16 protein-coding genes and 1 riboswitch are annotated in these 17,492 nt (G+C 67.0%); of the genes, 5 read left to right on the forward strand and 11 right to left on the reverse strand.

Annotated elements, in window-relative coordinates; genetic code table 11:
* Window positions 1–4: 4 nt before the first annotated feature.
* Entirely contained in the window at window positions 5–430 is a 426-nt protein-coding gene (locus GU920_RS12355; RefSeq protein WP_201744134.1) for a YeeE/YedE family protein, read from the reverse strand.
* Between the two features lie 139 nt (window positions 431–569).
* Between GU920_RS12355 and GU920_RS12360 the strand changes: the two genes are divergently transcribed.
* Window positions 570–890 (forward strand): ArsR/SmtB family transcription factor, encoded by a 321-nt coding sequence (locus GU920_RS12360; protein ID WP_161767403.1) that lies wholly within the window; start codon window positions 570–572, stop codon window positions 888–890.
* Window positions 891–1,003: 113 nt separating this feature from the next.
* On the opposite strand, the gene GU920_RS12365 is transcribed toward GU920_RS12360, so the two are convergent.
* Window positions 1,004–1,849: a prevent-host-death protein gene (locus tag GU920_RS12365; protein WP_235933288.1), complete on the reverse strand. Its 846-nt coding sequence runs from the start codon at window positions 1,847–1,849 to the stop codon at window positions 1,004–1,006.
* A gap of 111 nt (window positions 1,850–1,960) precedes the next feature.
* Between GU920_RS12365 and GU920_RS12370 the strand changes: the two genes are divergently transcribed.
* Genes GU920_RS12370 through GU920_RS12380 form a run of 3 tightly spaced genes read left to right on the forward strand, consistent with a single transcriptional unit; the run spans window position 1,961 to window position 4,236 of the window.
* On the forward strand, window positions 1,961–2,260 hold the full coding sequence (locus GU920_RS12370; protein ID WP_161767404.1) for a Cys/Met metabolism pyridoxal-phosphate-dependent enzyme: 300 nt from the start codon (window positions 1,961–1,963) through the stop codon (window positions 2,258–2,260).
* A gap of 24 nt (window positions 2,261–2,284) precedes the next feature.
* Complete coding sequence (locus tag GU920_RS12375; protein WP_161767405.1) at window positions 2,285–2,953, forward strand: response regulator transcription factor; 669 nt, start codon at window positions 2,285–2,287, stop codon at window positions 2,951–2,953.
* The gene (locus GU920_RS12380; protein WP_161767406.1) at window positions 2,950–4,236 is read left to right on the forward strand and encodes an ATP-binding protein; all 1,287 of its coding nucleotides are present in this window, start codon (window positions 2,950–2,952) and stop codon (window positions 4,234–4,236) included. The genes GU920_RS12375 and GU920_RS12380 overlap by 4 nt, the downstream gene beginning before the upstream one ends.
* A gap of 12 nt (window positions 4,237–4,248) precedes the next feature.
* Here GU920_RS12380 and bluB read toward each other — a convergent pair whose 3' ends face one another.
* The 9 genes from bluB to GU920_RS12425 form a co-directional block, all read right to left on the reverse strand.
* On the reverse strand, window positions 4,249–4,929 hold the full coding sequence (bluB, locus tag GU920_RS12385) for a 5,6-dimethylbenzimidazole synthase (RefSeq protein ID WP_161767407.1): 681 nt from the start codon (window positions 4,927–4,929) through the stop codon (window positions 4,249–4,251).
* Window positions 4,930–4,970: 41 nt separating this feature from the next.
* A riboswitch (cobalamin riboswitch) is annotated at window positions 4,971–5,158 on the reverse strand.
* A 201-nt stretch (window positions 5,159–5,359) separates the two neighbouring features.
* On the reverse strand, window positions 5,360–7,219 hold the full coding sequence (locus tag GU920_RS12390) for an ATP-binding response regulator (protein ID WP_161767408.1): 1,860 nt from the start codon (window positions 7,217–7,219) through the stop codon (window positions 5,360–5,362).
* Between the two features lie 179 nt (window positions 7,220–7,398).
* Window positions 7,399–8,022, reverse strand: a complete 624-nt coding sequence (locus GU920_RS12395; protein WP_161768069.1) for a nucleotidyltransferase family protein — start codon at window positions 8,020–8,022, stop codon at window positions 7,399–7,401.
* Window positions 8,023–8,268: 246 nt separating this feature from the next.
* Complete coding sequence (locus tag GU920_RS12400) at window positions 8,269–10,695, reverse strand: GcvT family protein (RefSeq protein WP_161767409.1); 2,427 nt, start codon at window positions 10,693–10,695, stop codon at window positions 8,269–8,271.
* Between the two features lie 157 nt (window positions 10,696–10,852).
* Entirely contained in the window at window positions 10,853–12,151 is a 1,299-nt protein-coding gene (locus tag GU920_RS12405; RefSeq protein WP_161767410.1) for a branched-chain amino acid ABC transporter permease, read from the reverse strand.
* Window positions 12,148–13,158, reverse strand: a complete 1,011-nt coding sequence (locus GU920_RS12410) for a branched-chain amino acid ABC transporter permease (protein WP_161767411.1) — start codon at window positions 13,156–13,158, stop codon at window positions 12,148–12,150. The genes GU920_RS12405 and GU920_RS12410 overlap by 4 nt, the downstream gene beginning before the upstream one ends.
* Before the next feature lie 3 nt (window positions 13,159–13,161).
* A complete protein-coding gene (locus GU920_RS12415) occupies window positions 13,162–13,872 on the reverse strand; it encodes an ABC transporter ATP-binding protein (protein WP_161767412.1) in 711 nt (236 codons plus the stop codon).
* Window positions 13,873–13,991: 119 nt separating this feature from the next.
* On the reverse strand, window positions 13,992–14,783 hold the full coding sequence (locus tag GU920_RS12420; protein WP_161767413.1) for an ABC transporter ATP-binding protein: 792 nt from the start codon (window positions 14,781–14,783) through the stop codon (window positions 13,992–13,994).
* A gap of 142 nt (window positions 14,784–14,925) precedes the next feature.
* Window positions 14,926–16,107, reverse strand: a complete 1,182-nt coding sequence (locus tag GU920_RS12425) for an ABC transporter substrate-binding protein (RefSeq protein WP_161767414.1) — start codon at window positions 16,105–16,107, stop codon at window positions 14,926–14,928.
* Window positions 16,108–16,342: 235 nt separating this feature from the next.
* Between GU920_RS12425 and GU920_RS12430 the strand changes: the two genes are divergently transcribed.
* Window positions 16,343–17,488 (forward strand): PQQ-dependent sugar dehydrogenase, encoded by a 1,146-nt coding sequence (locus tag GU920_RS12430; RefSeq protein ID WP_161767415.1) that lies wholly within the window; start codon window positions 16,343–16,345, stop codon window positions 17,486–17,488.
* The last annotated feature ends 4 nt before the right edge of the window (window positions 17,489–17,492 follow it).

Here is a 17,492-nt window from a genome sequence, read left to right on the forward strand (position 1 = left end):
GGCCTTATCCCCCAAATCCGTGGCGGATCACGGTCACGGTGGCAAAGGTCGTAACCATGAAGGTGGCCGTGGCCACGATGGACCGGGGCGACAGCCGCGCCATCCCGCAAACCCCATGCCCCGAGGTGCAGCCCGAGGCATAGGTCACCCCGATGCCCACAAGCAGGCCACCCACAGCCAGCATCGCGCCGGTGGTGGGCGCGGCAAAGCCAAACTCGGCGCCCATGCGCGTGGCGATCATCGGCGCGGCAATCGCACCCGCCAGAAAGGCAATCCGCCACGGGCTGTCAGGGTGCTGCGGTTGCAGCACGCCGCCCAGCATGGCCGTCATGCCCGCGATCCGGCCGTTCAGCGCCATCAGGATCACGGCGGCAAGGCCGATCAGGATGCCACCGGCAAGCGAGGCGAGGGGGGTGAATTCGGTGATCATGCGGGGCGGGTCCACTTCCTTGACACCTGTCTGCCGACGCCCCGGCCCGCCGCATCACGCTTGTGGCAGAGGGCAGGGATTGCTAGACAGGTCTTTATCTTCGAGATACATTACTTTCGAAACTACTAAAGTGTCAAGCATGAAAACAGATCCCGCAGACATGCCGATCGAGGCGCTGGAAGCCCGCGCGATCGAAGTGGCCGCCACGCTGGACGCGATGGCGAACCCAAAGCGGCTTTTGGTGATGTGCACGCTTTTGAAGGGCGAGAAGTCGGTGGGCGACCTGGCCGAGATCGTGAACCTCAGCCCCGCCGCCCTGTCGCAGCATCTGGGCAAGATGCGCGCGCTGCGCCTTGTCGCCACGCGCCGCGATGGGCAGACCATCTATTACAGCCTCGCCAGCCCGGAGGTGAGCGAGATCCTCGCCACCCTGTACCGCGTCTATTGCGTGGACGATTGACCGATGGGTCACGCGCGGCACCGGTCAGGATGCCGCGCTGTGCGGGAAAAAGGGGGGGGGCAGCGGCGCAGGTCGGGGCCTTCACCCCGTGCCGCCGCCGCGCGCGTGACCGGTCAGTTCAGCCACAGCCTTTCGCGTTCCACCCGGCCCTGATCATCCAGCCGCACCTCGACCACATCGCCCGATGGATTGGTGGCAATGGCCGTCACATGCCGCCCGCCCCGTTCGACAAAGCCCACATCGCGATAGCCAAGCGCGGCCAGCCGGTCCCGCGCGGCGGCCTCGGTCATCGAGCGGCGATCGTCGGTCTCGCGTTCGAACCCCTGCAAAACGCCATCGCGCGCGAATTCCATCTCGATCCGCATGCCGTCGGCGGCAAAGCCTTCGACTGAGATTTCTCCGTCATCATCTACCTCGATCTCGGTCATCCGGGCGATCTCGGTCAGGCGCGGCTCGTCGCGTGCGGGCGCGGGCAGCATCGCGGCGATCAGGTCGGGCGGCAGACCCGCGCCATCACCCTGCACTTCGTGCAGCCGATCACCGCGCGCCTCGGCCCGCAGCCAGCCGGTGGCCGTGCGGGCATAGAGATAGACATCGCCGTCATCATCGCGGCGGGTGCGGATGTCGCTCAGCCCAAGGCCGCGCAGCGGGGCAGGCAGCGTCGCCTCATCCGCGACGGGTGCTGCCGTGCCAGCGCTCAACGTGGCGGCGGCGAAGGTGTCGCCCGTCCGCGTGCCGGTCAGCGTCAGGGCAGTGCCCGGCGCCGGGGCGGCGGTCCCTTCGGGCAGGGTGACGAGAAGCCGCCCGTCGGATGTGGTCAGCACCATCTGGGTGCCGAACACCTCGGCCACCGTGCCGGAAAGCTGCGTCTCTTGCGCCGCGACCGGCGCGGCAAGCGGTGCGACAAGCGCCATGGCCAGCGTCAGGGTGATGGCAGGGGCGGTAAATCGGCGTGTCATGGGTCTCTCCTGTGGTTTCATCATGCCAGCACCTTGCGCGATTCGCCCCAAATGCCGCCGAAACGGGCCTGTTTGGTTTTCGTTGAGCCTTGCCGGGTTATATGCTGCCCCATGCGCCCCGTCTTCGCCCCCCTCCTTCTCTGCCTGCTGGCCGTCCCGGCCCGCGCGGATGCGCCGGAAGATGCCCGCCCCATCGGCGCGGCCGACGCCCTCGCCTGCGCCGCCAGCCGCTACCGGGGCGAGGCGCTGCGGATCGAGGAGGAAGACGATGGTCTGGTGCAGGAAATCCGCTGGCTCACCCCCGATGGCAGCGTGATCGAGATCGAACTCACCGGTCCGGGCTGCCGCTTCCTCGAGGTGGAAGGGGTAGGCCAGTCCGAGGCGCGCATCCTGCCGGGCGAAGCGCCCTGAAAGAAAAGCCGTGAAAGTTCTGCCGTGAAAATCTTGATCGTCGAGGATGACCGCGACCTGGCCGCCCAGATCGCCACCGCGCTGGGGCAGGCCGGATATACGGTCGAGACCGCGCATGACGGCGTGGCGGGCGAATATCTCGGCGCGACCGAAACCATCGGCGCGGCGGTGCTCGATCTCGGGCTGCCGGGGATGGACGGGATCGAGGTGCTCAAACGCTGGCGGGGCGCGGGGCTTGCCTTTCCCGTGCTGATCCTGACGGCGCGGGATGCGTGGTCGGACAAGGTGGCGGGCTTCCGCGCCGGTGCCGATGATTTCGTCCTCAAACCCTTTCGGATGGAAGAGGTGACGCTGCGCCTTGCCACGCTGATCCGCCGCGCGGCGGGCCATGCCACGGTGGAACTGGTGGCCGGGGGGCTGGTCTTGGACACGGCGACCGGGCTTGCAACGCTGGACGGGATGCCGCTGCGGCTGACGGCCTTCGAAGGGCGGCTCTTGCGCTATCTTATGCTGCACAAGGGGCGGGTCGTCAGCCGGACGGAGCTTTCCGAACATATGTATGACCGCGACAGCGACCGGGATTTCCGGTCGATGGAGGTGGTGATCGGCCGCCTGCGCAAAAAGATCGGCGAGGCCCGGGTCGAAACCCGGCGCGGCGAAGGCTATCGCTTCATGCCTGGTGATCCGGCATGACCTTCGGCTCGATCCGGGCCAGGTTGCTGACATGGTCGGCGGGCCTGACGCTGGCGGCGCTGGTTGTCGCCTGGTTTGTGCTGTCTGCCGTGCTGACGGATTTCGTGACGCGCCGCCTTCAGGCGGAACTGACGGCAGGCGCGCGCGGGGTCATGGCGGTGGCCCGCTGGGATGAGGCCGGGGCCTTCTCCGTGATCCCGCCGCCATCGGATGCGCGTTTTGAACAGCCGCTGTCGGGCTGGTTCTGGCAGGTCAGTGACGGGGCGGCCGTGCTGGCCCGGTCCCCGTCGCTGGTGACGGGCGATCTGGGCGTGGATGGGCGGGGCCGGACCGGCCCGGATGGCCGCGTGCTGGTGACCCATGTCGCGGCCTTCACCGCCCCCGGAGAGGGGCGCCGACTGACCGTCACCGTCACCTTGCCCAAGGATGTGGCCGATGCCGAACTGGCCGCGATCCGCCGCCCCCTTGCCGTGGCGCTGCTCCTGCTGGGGGCCGCGCTGATGGGCGCGCAGGTGCTGGCGGTCAGGGCAGGGCTTGCCGATCTGACACGCTTTGCCCGTGGGGTGGCCGCCCTGCGCGACGGGCAGGCCGCCGCCCTTCCCGCGGCGCAGGCGGCAGAGCTGCGCCCGCTCGCCGATGAACTGGGGCGCCTTGTCGCGGCCAATGCCGCGCAGGTCGCACGCGCCCGCGCCCATGCCGCCGACCTTGCCCATGCGCTGAAGACCCCGCTTGCGGTGCTGTCCAACCGGGCGGGGGCCGAGGATGCGGCGCTGATCCAGCGGATGGATCGCATCCTGCGCTGGCATCTCAGACGGGCGCGGGCATCGGCGCCGTCCGATCCGCGGGCGCGCGCCGCCATCGCCCCCGTGCTGGAGGATGTGGCGCTGGTCCTGCGGCCCGAGGCGCGGCGGCGCGGGGTGACGCTTGCGCATGCCTCCGACACGGCGCCCGATTTTCGCGGCGATGGCGAAGATCTGGCCGAAATCATCGGCGCCCTTGCCGAGAACGGCGTGAAATGGGCGCGCACAACCGTGCGGATCGACGCGCGGCGCTGCGCGGACGGGGTCGAGATCACGGTCACCGATGACGGCCCCGGCATCCCCGCGGCAGAGCGTGACAGACTTCTGGGCCGCGGCGCCCGGCTGGATGAAACGATGCCCGGCCATGGCCTTGGTCTGGCCATCGCGGCGGATCGGATCGCCGCCTATGGTGGGCGGCTTGATCTGCTGCAGGCCGATACGGGCGGGCTTGCGGTCCGTGTCATCCTGCCCGCCTTGGGATGATCGCGCCGCGCCTCAACCGCTGCGCCCCCATGCCTCGTGATAGATCAGATCCGTCAGGGGCAGGCGGTCGGCCCAGCCCTTGGCCGCCAGTTCCGGCTGATCGTAGAGTTCATCCACATAGCCCAGACAGAGCCATGCCACCGGCACCACATTGCCGGGCAGGTGCAGGATCTCGGTCAGCGCGCCGGGGCGGAAGATGCTGACCCAGCCCACGCCGATCCCTTCGGCCCGGGCCGCCAGCCACAGGTTCTGCACCGCGCAGACCGTGGAATAAAGGTCCATCTCCGGGGCATGGGTGCGCCCCAGCACAACTGGGCCGCCCCGGCTGCGGTCGCAGGTGATGCACAGGCTGACCGGCGCCTGCAGGATCCCTTCCAGCTTCAGGCTGGAATAAAGCGGGCGGCGGTCGGGGTCGAACATCGCCTCTGCCTCGGCATTGGCGGCGGCAAAGGCCTGCTGCACCCGGGCCTTCACCGCATCGTCGCGGATGATGATGAAGTTCCACGGCTGCATGAACCCCACCGAGGGCGCATGATGCGCTGCGGTCAGCAGACGCATCAGCACATCCTCGCCCAGCGGCCGGTCGGTGAACTGGCTCCGCACATCGCGGCGCGAGAAGATGGCGCGATAGACGGCGGCACGCTCGTCATCGGAAAAGGCCCCGGCGGCAACCGGGCGGATGGGTTCAGACATGCAGGTCCCCTACGTCGAAACGGCCCCCCGCCGGCCTTCGGGGCGCCCGGTTTCGTCTGGCCGGTCTTCTGACTTGGCTTCGCACGGATGCTGCGCCTTCCCGGTCTTGCGACCAGTGGCCTCATGCAGCACCATCCACCTTACAGCGTTGGGCACGTCGCAGACTTGCACTGCGTTCCCGATTATCCGGCAGCGAAAGGCCACCGGCACCAGACTGGGAAAATCCTAGCCGCACCTGCGCTGACGCACAATGGAGGATCGGGGCGCGGCTGCGGGCGGGCGATGGAGACGCAGCCAAGCGCGCCTGTTCGCCGCCCCCTGATGGGGCATGTCCGTGGAAGGGGCCGGACGGGGCGGGGGCCGGACGGGGCGGGGGCCCATCCCCCTGACCAGAGCGATGCGGGGAAACCCGGCCGTCCTGTTACGCCGTTCAGTCCGCCGCCCACTCAGCCGCCCATTCCGCTGCGCGGTCGCCGCCCGTTTCGGTGCGGGTCGCGCGGACGCGCTGCAGAAGCTTTGCCAGATCGTCAAAGACGATGGGTTTGGGCAGATGGGCATCAAAGCCTGCGTCCAGATAGGCGCGGATATCCTCGGCCATCACATTGGCGGTCGCGGCCACGGCGATGGGTGGCACCCGTCCCTCTTCCGCAGCGGCCCGGCGCAGGGCGGCCAAAGTTTCAACCCCGTTCATCCCGGGCATGTTGATGTCGATCAGATAGGCATCGAACCGCTGCGCGCGGGCCTTCTCGATCATGTCCGGTCCGCCATCGGCCATCACCGGGGTCACCCCAAGCTCGATCAGCAAGGCCTCAAGCACCATGCGGTTGATCTCGTCATCATCGGCGCACAGAAGGCGCAGGCCCGCACCGGCGCGGGGCGCGGGCTGCGGCGGTTCTGACTGCGTCACGGGCGGGGCTTCGGTCGCGGGCAGGGGCAGGGTCACCTCCATCCGCGTGCCGCTGCCGGGCGCGCTGTCCACCGCGATCCGCCCGCCCATGGCCGTGACCAGCATGTTGACGATGCTCAGCCCCAGACCGGTGCCGCCGAACTGCCGCGCGGTGCCTGCGGTGGCCTGACGGAAGGGTTCGAACAGATGGGCCAACTGCTCGGCACTCATCCCGATGCCGGTGTCTGCAACCGCCAGCCTAACGCCCTCCTCGCCGGAGGGAGCGACCGACAGGACGATCTCGCCCGCGCTGGTGAATTTCACCGCATTGGCCAGAAGGTTGTGCAGGATCTGGCGCAGACGCATCGCATCGCCCCTGCGCCAAGGGGGCATGTCGGGCGCAAGCTCCAGCCGTAACGCTACGCCCCGTTCCGATGCCAAGGCCCGGTACTGGGTGGCCATGGCCTCCGCCACCTCGGCCAGATTGAAGGGCAGATGCTCAAGCTCCAGCGCCCCGTTGTCGAGTTTGGCGAAATCAAGCACGTCATCGACCACGGTCTTGAGCAGCGCCGCCGAGGATTGCAGATCGCGCAGGGTGCGCTTGCCATCCTCGTCGGCGACATGGCGCGCCAGCACCCGCGTCAGCCCCACGATCCCGTTCAGGGGCGTGCGCAATTCATGGTTGATCTGGGAAAACAGGCGCGTCCGCTGCTGCAGGATCGCGTCGCTTTCCGCGCGCGCCTGACGCAGGGCATCGCTCAATGCGCTTTCGCGCAGGATGATCAGCGCAAAGCCGATGTAAAGCGATGTCCCCGCCAGAACAAAGGCGATCAGCGATGAGGCCACGACGAACCACGCCCCCGGATCGGTCGAGGCCAGCACCACCAACCGCATGGCATAGGCGGCGCTGACCATAAAGAAGGGCGCCGCCACCAGCAGGCGGTTGCGCGGCGATGTTCGGGCCACCGCAGCCCAGAGACTGCCCGCCGCAAGAAGGCCTACCACCGCATTCACCACCGATGTGGTGATGATCAGAAGCGGCGCGTCCCGGTAGAGAACGGCCAGCACACATTGCGCCAGACAGATCAGCCCGGCAATCAGCACGACCAACCCCGCCGCCGGATGCGGGCGCAGCGATCCGTACAGCGACAGATAGGCCAGCACGATGCTGAAATGCGCCCCCGCGATGATCAGGGCGGCGCTGACGACAAAGGGCGCATCGCGCGACAGGAACACCCCCATCGCTGCAATCAGCAAGGCGCCAAGGCTCGCGGCATAAAGACTGGCGGCTTGGCGGAACCGCTCGGTCCAGGCCCCGCGCAGGAACGTGGCAAGGCAGGCCGAAAAGAACAAAAGGATGCACGCAACGGCCACAAGGATCCGTATGTCGACCGATGTCGTCATCGCTGCCTGTCCCCCGTCTGCCTTTCCAAACCTGCTGTCCCCGATCTGCCCCTGTGGGATGCGCGGGCCTTACCGTGGCACAGTATCGCCGCAGACCGTGGCCTTTTCTCGCCCGCCCGCGCGTTTCAGCCACTCTTGGCAAGTCGCGTGCCATCCGTGCCACGCAGGCGGGCCGGCCGTCATGCGCCCTCCGCTGGGTCAGGCTCGGCACTGTCCACGCGCGCGCCGCGCCACGCGGCCCAGGCTTCGGGCGTATCCAGATCGGTCGTTGCGTGACAGTCGGGCAGGGGGATCAGGCGCAGCCTTGCGCGGTGGCGCACCAGCACGCTGCGCGCCCCTTCATCGCCCTGCAGCATCATCAGGTCATCGCGCAGATCGGGCGGGAAGCAGACCGGATGCCCGGCGGTCCCATCGGCCGCCGCGCCCCGCAGGATGGCCTCCGGCTCGGCCTGCCAGGCGTCGCGCAGGGTGATGAGGTCATTGGGTGTGATGTCGGGCATGTCGGCCAGCAGCACCATCACGCCCGCATCCTGCGGAATGGCGGCAAGGCCCGCCTTCAGGCTTTCGGCCATCCCGGCCGGGGGTTCGGGCAAGGTGACGCTCCGGATGCCCAGGCCCTGCAACGCGGCGCTGCGGGCCGGGCGGTCGGCGGGCAGGGTCACATGGACCGGCAATCCCGTGGCCAGCGCCGCCGCCGCGACGTGGGCGATGAGGGGGCGCCCCGCGACAGGTTCCAGCAGCTTGTCGCCCCCCCGCATGCGGGATGACGAACCAGCGGCGAGGACAAGGATATGGACCTGCATGGCGCAACCCTTCCAAGCGGCGGTGCGGGCGTCAAGCGCGGATGATGCGGCGCGGCGTGCCGCCGCAAGCCTTTCCTCTTGCCTCCACTGCCGCTCCGGCTCGGTCATTGGGGCGCTGCCCCAAACCCCGGGGTATTTTCCCCAAGATGAAGGGGCGCGGTCTTCATCTTGTCAGAAATACCCTCGGGAGGGTCCGGGAGGGCAGACCGCCCTCCCGGGGGGTATTGCCGGGGCGCTGTGCCCGGATCAGGAGCGCATGCGCGCGCCGTCGCCGTCCCAGAGCGGGGCGAGGTGGACGGTGGCCTTGCGGCGTTCGCCGAGGATCTCGATCTCGCAGGCGAGGCCGTCCTTGACCGCATCGGCGGGCAAAAAGCCCATGGCGACCGATTTGCCGGACCAATGCGCATAGCCGCCCGAGGTGCAGAAGCCCACCACCGCCCCGTCAAGCCAGATAGGTTCCCACGCCACGACATCGGCATCGGCGGCATCCACGATGAAGCTGACCAGCCGCCGCTTGGGGCCTGCGGCCTTTTCCGCCGTCGCCGCCTCTTTCCCGATCCAGTCGGCCGCCTTGTTCCAGCGGATGAAACGGTCAAGGCCCGTCTCGCAGGGCGTATAGTCGGGGCTGAATTCGCGGCCCCAGCTGCCGAACCACTTGTCCAGACGCAAGGACATCATGGCGCGCATCCCGAAGGGGCGGATGCCAAGGTCCTTTCCGGCCGCGGTCAGCACATCCCAGAGGTGGCGGACCGACATGTGATCGGTGAAGATCTCATAGCCCAGATCGCCCGTGTAGCTGACGCGCTGGACGATGCAATTGGCCATGCCGACGGTCATGCGCTTGACATCCATGAACCCGAACGCCTCGGACGAGACATCGGCGCGCGTCACGCGGGACAGGAGTTCGCGCGCCTTGGGGCCTGCGATCTGGAAGCCCGACCGCGCGTCGGAGATGTTCTCGACCGTCACGCCCTCCATCGGGTTCATCTCGAACCAGCGGGCGTGCCAGCCCTGCGCGCCATAGGAGGCGGTCAGCTGGAATTCCGTCTCTGACAGGCAGGAGACGGTGAAATCGCCGATGATCTTGCCGGAATGGGCGAGCATCGGCGTCAGCGACAGGCGGCCCGGTTTCGGGATCAGGCCGGCCATGATCCGGTCGAGCCAGGCCCGCGCATTGGGGCCGGTGACGCGGTACTTGCCGAAATTCTGCACCTCGTTGATGCCCACGCCTTCGCGCACGGCCAGCACTTCCTGCCGCGTCGCCTCCCATGCGTTGGAGCGGCGGAAGGTCGGCTGTTCATAGCGCGGCTCACCCGGCAGGGCGTGGTAGTTCACCACCTCCAGCCCGTATTGCTGGCCCCAGACGGCGTTCAGGCCATCGAACACCTCATACATGGGCGTGGTGCGGAAGGGGCGGGCGGCGGGGCGTTCCTCGTTCGGGTATGAGACGCTGAACCGCATCTGGTAGTTTTCGATGACCTTCGGGACGGTATAGCCCGGGCTTGTCCAGTTGCCGAAGCGGGCGACGTCAAAGCCGCGCGGATCACGCTCCACCTCACCATGGATCATCCATTGGGCGAGCGCGAGGCCCATGCCCCCACCCTGGCTGAAGCCCGCCATCACCGCGCAGGCGGACCAGTAGTTGCGCAGGCCCGGCACGGGGCCGATCAGCGGGTTGCCGTCGGGGGCGAAGGTGAAGGGGCCGTGGATCACCCGCTTCACGCCTGACCGTTCCAGCACGGGAAAGCGGCGATAGGCAAAGTTGACGCTGTCCTCGATCTTGTCGAACTGTTCGTTCAGCAGTTCATGGCCGAAATCCCAAGGCGTGCCATCCACCGACCACGGCTCGCAGGGTTTCTCATAGAACCCGATGCAGAGGCCCCGGCCTTCCTGCCGCAGATAGCTTTCGCCGCCCGGGTCCATCACATGGGGGAATTCGCGGCCCGATTTCAGGATATCCATGATTTCCGGGATGTCGTCGGTCACCAGATACTGGTGCGCCATGGGCAGCAGCGGCAGGTAGACGCCTGCCATCGCCCCGATCTCGCGCGCCCACAATCCGCCTGCATTGACCACATGTTCGGCGATGATGGTGCCTTTCTCGGTCACCACTTCCCATGATCCGTCCGGGCGGGGGTTGGTTTCCAGCACGCGGTTGTGCAGCACGATCTCCGCCCCGCCCATGCGGGCGGCCTTGGCATAGGCATGGGTTGTGCCGGACGGGTCAAGATGGCCATCAAGCGGGTCGTAAAGCGCGCCGATGATGCCTTCGAGGTTTACCATCCCGTCGGTCAGCTTGTGAATCTCCTCAGGCCCGAGGATTTCCGTATCCAGCCCCATGTAGCGGTGCTTGGCGCGTTCGGCCTTGAGCTGTTCGAACCGCGCCTCATTGTCGGCCAGCGTGATGCCGCCCACATGGTGCAGGCCGCAGGACATGCCGGTGATCGCCTCAAGCTCCTTGTAAAGCCGGATCGTATAGCCCTGCAGCGCCGCCATGTTGGTGTCGCCGTTCAGCGTGTGAAAGCCCCCCGCCGCGTGCCAGGTGGACCCGGAGGTGAGTTCGGACCGTTCGACCAGCATCACATCCGACCAGCCCAGCTTTGTCAGGTGATAAAGGACCGAGCAGCCGACGACGCCGCCGCCGATGACGAGGACTCGGGTATGGGTTTTCATGGGGGGACTCCCTGCATTGGATTGCCCGCAGATTGGCCGCAAGCACCGCCGGGCGGCATGTTGGTTTGCGACAGGAACATGTCGCAAGTGGCGGGCGCGACAAAAGGAAAGGGGCGCCCGCGCGGGGCGCCCCCTGCCATTGCCCCGCGGAAGCGGGTCATTTCTCGGGGATCAGACCGCGCGGGCTGAACCGCAGGACCAGCAGCAGGATCACCCCCATGGTCAGCAGGCGCATGTGCTGGGCGCTGTCGATCAGATGGGCCTTCAACGGGCCTTCCGACAGGCCAGCCACCATGATCCGCATCACGTCAGGCCCGAGGCTTTCGACGATCAGCCAGAGCCAGCCGATCAGCAGGCCCCCCAGCACCGCGCCCCAATTGTTGCCCGACCCGCCGACGATCACCATCACCCAGACGAGGAAGGTAAAGCGCAGCGGGTTGTATTCGCCCGGCAGCAGCGCTCCGCCGATGGTCGTGTACATCGCCCCGGCGATGCCGACGACGGCAGAGCCGAGGATGAAGACCTGCAGATGGCGCGCCTTCACGTCCTTGCCCATCGCGGCCGAGGACACCTCATTGTCGCGGATGGCGCGCATCATGCGCCCCCAAGGGCTGTTCAGCGCGCGTTCCGACAGCCAGATCACCGCAAGCAGCACCGCCGTGAACAGCGCGATGTAAAGAAGCTTGACCACGATCGACGAGGCGCTGACAGGGTCAAAGCCCCAGCGCGTCGCCCAGTCCACGAAAGCGGCGGATTGCTGCAGTTCCACCTCATAGGGCACCGGCCAGGGACGCGGCAGGTCGATGATGTTCTTCACCCCGCGGGCCAGCCAATCCTCGTTCTTCATGACGGCCACGATGATCTCGGCAATGCCCAGCGTCGCGATGGCGAGGTAATCCGACCGCAGGCCAAGCGAGATCTTCCCGATGGCCCAGGCCGCCGCCGCCGCCAGAAGCCCGCCCACCGGCCAGGCGACCAGCGCAGGCAGGCCCAGACCGCCCAGATTGCCCGCCGTGGCGGGGTTGAACGCCTCGACCGCGACGACCGCAGGATCAAACACCGCCCGGAACAGGAAGAAGCCCGCCACGCCGATGGCCAGTGTCACCAGGGTGCGCGTCCGCCCGGGCGCCATGCGGTTCCACGCGAAGATGGCCGCCGCGATGGAGGCCGCGCCCAGGAACAGACCCAGCAGGATGCCCGTGCCGCCCGCCGCCCAGCCTTCGGCCACGGGCCGGGCGGATACCAGCACGACGGCCAGACCACCCAGCGCGGTAAAGCCCATGATCCCGGTGTTGAACAGGCCCGCATAGCCCCACTGGATGTTCACACCCAGTGCCATGATCGCCGACAGAAGCGCGATCCCAAGGATCGACAGCGACAGGTTCCAGCTTTCAAACGCGCCGGTCAGGATGAACAGGGCGGCGACGCCCCCGAAAAGTGCAAGGTTGCGGGTCATACCGATTTCCCCTTGAACAGGCCGGTGGGCATGAAGATCAGCACAAGGATCAGGATCGCGAAGCTGACGGCGAATTTGTAATCCGTCCCCATCAGTTGCAGCAGCCCCTCAGGCGCCATGCTTTCCGGCACAAGGTAGGTCACCACCTTCTTCCACGCATAGGTCACCATCACCTCGGAGAAGGCGATCAGGAACCCGCCCGCGATCGCGCCCAGCGGGCTGCCCAAGCCCCCCACGATGGCCGCGGCAAAGATGGGCAGCAGCAGCTGGAAATAGACGAAGGGGCGGAAGCTTTTGTCGAGCCCGTAAAGCACGCCCGCAATCGTGGCCAGCGCGGCGGCGATGATCCAAGTGACCGCAACCACGCGGTCAGGATTGATGCCGGACAACAACGCCAGATCCTCGTTATCCGAGAAGGCGCGCATGGATTTGCCCGTGCGCGTCTTCTGCAGGAACCAGAACAGAAGCCCCATCACCACCAGCGCGGTGACGACCGTCACCACCTGCGTGGTCTTGATGGCCAGCCCCTCGGCCAGACCCGTCATCTCGCGGAAGTCGCCCGCCGCGATGACAAAACGGCTGCCATCGACGAAATTCTGGTCATCCACGCCGATGATCAGGCGCACGATGCCGTTCATCACGAACATCACGCCGAGCGAGACCATCACAAGGATCACCGGCGCCGCCTTCTGCTTGCGGTAGAAGCGATAGACCACCCGGTCCGTGCCCAGCACGAACAGCGCGGTGACCGCAATGCCGATGGGCAGCGCCAGAAGGGCGGTGGGCAGCACGCCAAAGCTGATGCCCATCGACTGGAACCACCACGTGAACAGGATCGTCACCATGGTGCCCAGGGCCATGGTATCGCCATGGGCAAAGTTGGAAAAGCGCAGGATGCCGTAGATCAGCGTCACCCCCAGCGCGCCCAGCGCCAGTTGCGCGCCATAGGCAAGGCCCGGCACGAAGACGAAATTCAGGAAAACCACAAGGGCGTTCAGGATATCCATGCCTCAGCCCCCAAGGAAGGAACGGCGGACCTCCGGATCGGCGAGCAGCGCCTTGCCGGTGTCGGTGAAACGGTTGGCGCCCTGCACAAGGACATAGCCCTTGTCAGCGATCTCCAGCGCCTGACGGGCGTTCTGTTCGACCATCAGGATCGAGATGCCGGTGCGCGCCACCTCGATGATCCGGTCGAACAATTCGTCCATTACGATGGGGCTGACGCCGGCCGTGGGTTCGTCAAGCATCAGGACCTTGGGCCGTGTCATAAGCGCGCGGCCCACGGCCACCTGCTGGCGCTGCCCGCCCGACAATTCGCCCGCGGGCTGCAGGCGCTTCTGCTTCAGGATCGGGAACAGGTCATAGACCTGCGCCAGGGTGTCGCTGAAATCATCGGTGCGGATGAAGGCCCCCATCTCGAGGTTCTCCTCCACCGTCATCGAGGTAAAGATGTTGTGGGTCTGCGGCACAAAGCCCATGCCCTTGGCCACCCGCGCCTGCGGGGAAAGCGCGGTGATGTCCTCGCCCGCCAGCTTCACATGGCCCGCCCGCAGGCGCAGCATGCCGAAGACGGCCTTCATCGCGGTGGACTTGCCCGCGCCATTGGGGCCGACGATCACCGCGATCTGGCCCTTTTCCACCGCGATGGTGCAGGCATGCAGGATATCCGCCCCGCCATAGCCGCCCGTCATCGCCTCGCCGATCAGGAAGGGTTCAGCCATGCGACACGCTCCCGCCCGCCACGAATTTCCTGCGAGAATTCAGCGGGCTTCCGTGGCCGGGGACCGGAATTTTCGAAGGAAATTCGTAGGTCCCGCCCACGGCTCCGATGCTGCGCGCCTCACGCATGCGCGGCCTCCTCTTTCACCTTGTTCTTCAGCCCGGTGCCCAGATAGGCCTCGATCACGCGCTCGTCGTTCTTGACCTGATCCACCGTGCCTTGGGCCAGCACCTTGCCCTCGGCCATCACGATCACCGGGTCGCAGAGGCGGCCGATGAAATCCATGTCATGCTCGATCACGCAGAAGGTGTAGCCGCGTTCCTTGTTCAGCCGCACGATGGCATCGCCGATCGTGTTCAGGAGCGTGCGGTTCACGCCCGCGCCCACCTCATCGAGAAAGACGATCTTGGCATCCACCATCATGGTGCGCCCCAGTTCCAGAAGCTTCTTCTGCCCGCCGGAAATCTGGCTGGCCTTCTGCTCGGCCAGATGGCTGATCGTCAGGAACTCCAGCACCTCCAGCGCCTTCTTGCGGATGGCGGCCTCTTCGGCGGCCACGGCGCGGCGGTTGAACCATGCGTTCAGAAGCCGCTCGCCCTTCTGCCGGGCGGGAACCATCATCAGGTTCTCCAGACAGGTCATGGAGCCGAATTCATGCGCGATCTGGAAGGTGCGCAGCAGTCCCTTGTGGAACAGCTCATGTGGCGGCAGACCCGTGATGTCCTCGCCATCCATCAGCACCCGGCCCGATGTGGGCGGCAGGCGCCCGGCGATTACGTTGAACAGGGTGGTCTTGCCCGCGCCGTTCGGGCCGATCAGCCCGGTGATCGACCCGGTCCTGATTTCCAGCGAGGCCCCATCAACGGCACGGAAGCCGCCGAAATGCCTGTGAAGGTCTTCGACAACGATCATCTGTGTTCCCCTGACCCCCGTCATTTCCGCGCATCCCCCATGTCCTTGCGGTCATGGCCGGGCGGCGTCGCGGGGTGTTTGCTTATGGCAGCGGCCCGGGCACATGCCCGGGCCGCGCCGTGAGGTCAAGCCGAAAGACGGATCAACGGAACCCGACCGTGGTGATCGCGCCGTCGGTGATCGAATATTCGCGGTAGTTGCCCGCGGATTCACCGGCACCCACCAGTTCCACCGCCGTCGCACCGATATAGTCGATATCGGTGCCCGCCGCGATCAGCTCCAGCGCCTTGCCCAACTCGCCCGGCAGGATCGGCTCGCCCGGGGCGTTGGCCAGATCCATCACCTTGGTGGTCCAGTCCTTGGAGTTGGTCGAATTCGCCGCCGCCATCGCCATCAGGATCAGCGCCGCCGCGTCATAGCTTTCGGGCGAGAAGGCCGAGGTCCCGTCAAAGCCCGCTGCCGTGGCCATTTCCTGGAACTTGGTCGCGCCTTCCGAATCCGTGCCCGGCACCGCGCCGAAGGACCCGTTCAGCGGCTCGCCGATCGCTTCGATCAGCGCTTCGCCATACATCCCGTCCACAAGGTAGAAGGTCGAGAATGCGCCCGAGTCGATCGAGGCCTGGATCACGCCCTTGCCGCCCTGATCGACATAGCCCGCAACCACCAGCATCTCGCCACCGGCCGACGCGAGCGAGGCTACTTCTGCCGAATAGTCGGCCTTGCCATCCTCATGCGGGGCCGAGATGGTGACGGTGCCACCCTTGGCCGCGAAGGCGGTGCCGAAGCTGTCGGCCAGACCCTTGCCATAGTCGTTGTTGGTATAGGTCAGCGCGACCGACTTGATCCCCTTTTCCGACAGGATGTCGGCCATGATCTCGCCCTGACGCGCGTCCGAGGGCGCGGTGCGGAAGAACAGGCCGTCATCTTCGGCGGTGGAAAGCGCAGGCGAGGTCGCCGAGGGCGAGATCATCCCGATCCCGTTCGGGCGCGCCACGTTCTGCAGCACCGCCCCGGTCACGCCCGAGCAGTCGCCGCCCACGATGCCCGACACGCCATCGGCGGTCACAAGGCGCTCTGCCGCAGCGGTGGCCGCCGCGGCGTCGATGCAGGTCGAATCGCCGCGCACGGCGCTGACGGTGCCCAGCGTGAACTTGCCAGAGTCATTGACTTCCTTGATCGCGAGATCGGCACCGGCGCCCATCGCGGGCGTGATGGATTCGAGCGGGCCGGTAAAGCCCAAGAGAACCCCCAGTTTCACCTCTTGCGCCGAGGCGGCACCAGCCATGAGCGCGGTGGCAGCCGAGGCGAGCAGCAGTTTTTTCATCGTAAACTCCCGTGTTGGAACGTTGTCCTGACGGGACCCTAGATCGCTTGTGATCAAAAGGGAAGCACCCCGATTTCGGCATCGCTCCTCCACTGCGCGACAGCGGGCCGCAGGGTTCGGGATCGGGATCGGGGGCGGGGCGGGACGGGCGGGTCCGTCCCGGTCAGAAAGCCGTGAGCCTGCTTCCTTTGCCGCGACGGGCACCTAAGTGGCGAGAAAACGAAAGGACATGCCCATGACCCAGCCCTTCGCCCGTCTCCGGCCTTCGCCCGCCGTCACGGCCCCCCTTCCGCTCGGCGCGGCAGCGCTGCTGGGGGTTGCCCTCACCCTTGCCGCCCCGGCGCGGGCAGAGCCCTTGCAGACGTCCGCCGGGCCGGTTGTGGCGACGGCGGTGGTGACGGGCCTCGATGAGCCATGGGCGCTCGAATTCCTGCCCGATGGCAACCTGCTGATCACCGAACGCGCCGGTCGCCTCCTGCGCGTGGCCGAGGGTGAGGCGCTGCCCGTGGAAGGCGTGCCTGAGGTGTTCGACAACGGGCAGGGCGGGCTCCTTGACGTCATGATCCCGCACGACTTCGCGCAATCGCGCGAGGTCTGGCTCAGCTATGCGCTGCCGCTCGACGGCGGGGCGGCAACGGCGGTGGGCAAGGGGCGGCTGTCCGAAGATGGCACCCGGCTCGAAGGTTTTGCCACGCTCTACCACGGCGATGCCACGCAAGGGGGGCGGCATTTCGGATCGCGTCTGGTCGAAGCGGCGGATGGCACGGTGTTCCTGACGACGGGCGACCGCGGCACCGGGCCGGATGGCATGGAATCGCAGGACCCGATGCGGGTGGAGGGCAAGGTCATCCATCTCAACCGCGACGGCAGCCCCGCGACATCGCTGCCCGGCCACCGCCCCGGCGTCTATTCGCTGGGCCACCGCAACGCCCAGGGCGCCACGCTGGATGCCGATGGCAACCTCTGGCTGGTCGAACACGGCGCGCAGGGCGGGGATGAGTTGAACCGGGTGGATCAGGGCCGGAACTATGGCTGGCCCGTGATCTCCTATGGCGAAGATTACGGCGGCGGCCAGATCGGCGAAGGCACGGCGCGCGACGGGATGGAACAGCCGGTGCATTACTGGGTGCCCTCCATCGCGCCGTCAGGCCTGCTCATTTACCGGGGCGAGATGTTCCCCGAATGGCAGGGCGATGTGTTCACGGGGTCGCTCAACCAGGATTTCATCAGCCGTCTGGATGCCGATGCCGCCTATGCCGAGGAACGCATCGCAGGCCCTGTCACCGGCCGGGTGCGCGATATCGTCGAGGCCCCGGATGGCGCGATCTGGTATCTCGCGGTCTATGACGGGGCGGCCTACCGGCTGACGCCCGCCGACTGACGGG

The sequence above is a fragment of the Paragemmobacter ruber genome (assembly GCF_009908315.1).
GTDB classification, from domain to species: domain Bacteria; phylum Pseudomonadota; class Alphaproteobacteria; order Rhodobacterales; family Rhodobacteraceae; genus Paragemmobacter; species Paragemmobacter ruber.

Coding starts and splice junctions, on each gene's coding strand:
- GU920_RS12355 (WP_201744134.1), bottom strand. CDS start 430: ATGATCACCGAATTCACCCCCCTCGCCTCGCTTGCCGGTGGCATCCTG.
- GU920_RS12360 (WP_161767403.1), top strand. CDS start 570: ATGAAAACAGATCCCGCAGACATGCCGATCGAGGCGCTGGAAGCCCGC.
- GU920_RS12365 (WP_235933288.1), bottom strand. CDS start 1,849: ATGACACGCCGATTTACCGCCCCTGCCATCACCCTGACGCTGGCCATG.
- GU920_RS12370 (WP_161767404.1), top strand. CDS start 1,961: ATGCGCCCCGTCTTCGCCCCCCTCCTTCTCTGCCTGCTGGCCGTCCCG.
- GU920_RS12380 (WP_161767406.1), top strand. CDS start 2,950: ATGACCTTCGGCTCGATCCGGGCCAGGTTGCTGACATGGTCGGCGGGC.
- bluB (WP_161767407.1), bottom strand. CDS start 4,929: ATGTCTGAACCCATCCGCCCGGTTGCCGCCGGGGCCTTTTCCGATGAC.
- GU920_RS12390 (WP_161767408.1), bottom strand. CDS start 7,219: ATGACGACATCGGTCGACATACGGATCCTTGTGGCCGTTGCGTGCATC.
- GU920_RS12395 (WP_161768069.1), bottom strand. CDS start 8,022: ATGCAGGTCCATATCCTTGTCCTCGCCGCTGGTTCGTCATCCCGCATG.
- GU920_RS12400 (WP_161767409.1), bottom strand. CDS start 10,695: ATGAAAACCCATACCCGAGTCCTCGTCATCGGCGGCGGCGTCGTCGGC.
- GU920_RS12405 (WP_161767410.1), bottom strand. CDS start 12,151: ATGACCCGCAACCTTGCACTTTTCGGGGGCGTCGCCGCCCTGTTCATC.
- GU920_RS12410 (WP_161767411.1), bottom strand. CDS start 13,158: ATGGATATCCTGAACGCCCTTGTGGTTTTCCTGAATTTCGTCTTCGTG.
- GU920_RS12415 (WP_161767412.1), bottom strand. CDS start 13,872: ATGGCTGAACCCTTCCTGATCGGCGAGGCGATGACGGGCGGCTATGGC.
- GU920_RS12420 (WP_161767413.1), bottom strand. CDS start 14,783: ATGATCGTTGTCGAAGACCTTCACAGGCATTTCGGCGGCTTCCGTGCC.
- GU920_RS12425 (WP_161767414.1), bottom strand. CDS start 16,107: ATGAAAAAACTGCTGCTCGCCTCGGCTGCCACCGCGCTCATGGCTGGT.
- GU920_RS12430 (WP_161767415.1), top strand. CDS start 16,343: ATGACCCAGCCCTTCGCCCGTCTCCGGCCTTCGCCCGCCGTCACGGCC.